The organism is Enterobacter sp. RIT418 (genome assembly GCF_003057745.1).
In the GTDB taxonomy this organism is placed as follows: Bacteria; Pseudomonadota; Gammaproteobacteria; order Enterobacterales; family Enterobacteriaceae; genus Enterobacter.
In genome coordinates this window covers 1-2,590 of the sequence record NZ_QBJD02000036.1, presented here as the reverse complement: position 1 = coordinate 2,590, position 2,590 = coordinate 1, and the positions used below count along the sequence as shown (strand labels likewise).

The 2,590-nt window shown below is 62.8% G+C and carries 1 protein-coding gene; it reads right to left on the bottom strand.

Translation table 11 applies throughout. From position 1 onward, the window contains the following. On the bottom strand, positions 1-2,377 hold a 2,377-nt coding region (locus tag DBY73_RS21980; protein WP_112013278.1), incomplete at its 3' end, for a family 20 glycosylhydrolase. Positions 2,378-2,590: the final 213 nt, after the last annotated feature.

The following is a 2,590-nucleotide window of genomic DNA, read 5'->3' as shown; positions in this document are numbered from 1 at the left end:
TCCGCGTCGCGCGCAGCAGCGTCTCCAGCGGATAAACCGCCGCAATCACCACCTCATCCTGAATCTGCGCCGCGTTATCCAGTTCCTTCTGGATCGAGGCAATCTCCTTATCGTCCAGCGTCCCCTGGCGCGCCACAAGGTCCGTTAGCCGCAGGCCAATTGACGCCAGCTTGTCCACTTCCTCAATCACCGGCTTAACGGCCTTCAGCTGATAGCTGTTTTCACTCAGGGCCAGCGCGTCGCTGGTGTTGTTCTGCCAGCGGTTAAAAACGTGGCGCAGCGCGTCGGCGCTTTCGCTGTCTTCCGCATCGCTGACCAGGCGGTCGGCCCATTTTTGCATCTGCCGCACGGTGTTGCTCTCGGCGCTCAGCGCATCGGCGAAGCGGTTTAGCGGCTCGAACTGATGATAATTTCCGGCCTGGAACTTCAGGTGCTGGCGGGTGTAATACTGCGCGGGTTCGACCGCCTGGGCGAGGATTTGCAGCGGGAGCGTATCGCCGCTGTTCGCGAGGCGCGTGAAGTACGCCTGCTGCTGGCTATGCTGCTGAAGGCCCACCGACACCGTGGTCCAGGCGTCCATCGCCTGCAGGCGGGTGTACATGTTGTCGACGTCGTTGACGTCCTTCGCGGACCACAGGCGCTCCGCCACCGCAAAGGCGCGCGGCCACAGCTTAATATCCAGCACCGGCGCGACCACGTTTTCCGCCCACAGCGCCGCTTCGCCTCCCAGCAGGTTGGCCTCGTTCGCCGGATCGGGCACGACCGGCGCAACGCCTTTCGGCACGTCCTGCAGCCGCGCGCCGGTGACCGGATAGCGGGCGTTGCCCACCAGGAAATAGCCGCTCAGCCTGTCGTCGGTCACGGTCACGACCGGACGCGTTACGCCCATCCAGGTGTCGACCGTGAAGGTCACCTGATTATCGTCGCGCCACTGTATGTTCTCCACCGCGCGGCGGGACTTGCCGTTAAAGTCGATAAACCCGCGCCAGCCGGAATCCCCTTTTACCAGCGTGAAGCTGCCGTCGACCGGCTTGCCCTTCAGGCGCGGCATGGAGAAGGACCAGCTTTGCGCGCTGTCGGTATCGGCGATCGTATCGATGCCGTTCAGCCCCGCAGGCACGATCTCGTTGCGATAGTGATAGGCCGTGGACTGCGGCTGGTCGAGGTAAAAGCCGGTGGAGAGGATGCCCTTGTAGCCGTGCTGCGCCACCTGCCCCAGCGCGTCCTGCCCCTGCCAGGACTGGATCACAATGCTTTTTGGCAGATCGGGATGGTAGATCTCATCCCAGCCGACCATCTGCCGGTGGTGCTTTTCGAGGATCGTCTCAAGCCTGCGGTTGAAATACGCCTGCAGCGCGTGGCTGTCCGCCAGCTTATTGTCGCGCATAAACTGCTGAATCGCCTTGTTCTCTTTCCACTGGGTGTCGTCAACTTCATCCCCGCCGATGTGCAGATACGGATCGGGGAAGATCGCCGCCAGTTCGCTGACCATTGCCTCCGCAAAGGCGTAGGTCGCCGCTTTTGTTGGATCGAGCACCGGCTTCAGCACGCCCCAGTGGCGTTCCATTTCATACGGCCCCGGCGCGCTCATCAGCTCCGGGTAGGCAACGGCAACGGCGGACGCGTGGCCCGGCATGTCGATTTCCGGCACCACGCGGATCCCGCGCGCGGTGGCGTAGCGCACGATCTCCCGCATCTGCTCCGGCGTGTAAAACAGCCCGTCGCTGGCAAGCTGGGTCAGCTTCGGATAGCGCGTCGAGCTGAAGCGCCAGCCCTGATCGTCCGTCAGGTGCCAGTGCAGCACGTTGAGCTTGGCCGCCGCCATGCCGTCGATCTGGCGCTTGATATCCGCCAGCGGGATGAAGTGGCGCGCCGAGTCCAGCAGCAGGCCGCGCCACGGGAAGCGCGGAGAATCTTCAATGGCGACCCACGGCAGCGAGGTGTTTTCCGCGCCGTTCTGGACCAGCTGGAGCAGCGTTTCCATGGCGCGCAGCGCGCCAAAGCGGGTATTGGCAGAGATATTCACGCCGTTCGCGTCGACGGTGAGCCTATAGCTTTCATCGCTGTCCGGCAGCGGCTGGGGCTTTACCTTTTTCGCAATCGCGATGCGGACGGTCGGCTTTTCCGGCTCATCGGCCTGAGGCTTGAGCGTCCAGCCGGTTTGCAGCGCCAGGCGCTGGCGCAGGCGGCTGACCGCATCGCCGAGGTCGTCTCCGCTGACGCTGACGGAAATATCGTTGCTGAGCACCAGCGCGCCCTGGGTCGTGGGGCGTTCGACCTTGGCAGGCCAGGGCATCAGGGGAAGATCGCCTGCCGGGGCGGCAAATGCGGAAGCGCCGAGCATCAGCCCGGCGGTTAAGAGACTGTACCGTAACATGAATGTTCCTTATCTGACGGGCCAAAGAAAGGCAAAACATTCTGTTAACATGCGTACAAATTGTCGTCAAGCAAATGTCATGACGGGGATCACAGGCTGTTGAATTTAAGAGGAAACGTATCCCCTCACCCCGGCCCTCTCCCCAAAGGGGCGAGGGAGAAAGGCGGCACCGAGCGGTCCCCTCTCCCTTTCAGGGAGAGGGTTAGGGTGAGG